Origin of the sequence: Methanoculleus sediminis, from assembly GCF_001017125.1 — an archaeon.
GTDB classification, from domain to species: Archaea; Halobacteriota; Methanomicrobia; order Methanomicrobiales; family Methanoculleaceae; genus Methanoculleus; species Methanoculleus sediminis.
The window spans coordinates 1-227 of the sequence record NZ_JXOJ01000012.1; the positions used below are offsets into that span (position 1 = coordinate 1).

Below are 227 nucleotides of genomic sequence, written 5' to 3' on the forward strand. Positions count from 1 at the left end.
GAAGACGAATTCCGGATACTTCCGCGCCAGAGGAGTTGCATCCATTCGTTCGATAACCTTTCGGATGCCGAAGTACCCGACGGCTCCGGCGACGACGATGAATCCGACGGCTCTGGCAAGCATCAGAACGACCGACGTCACCGAGATATCCCCGCTCACCACCAGATCGGTAGAGACGGCAAGCACCAGGAGGGAGAGGACGTCGTCGATGACCGCAGCGCCGATGA

General features: G+C 59.5%; 1 pseudogene. It reads right to left on the reverse strand.

What is annotated here, in order from left to right:
* Positions 1-227: pseudogene (locus tag SZ63_RS13050) on the reverse strand (cation:proton antiporter); the annotation flags it as partial.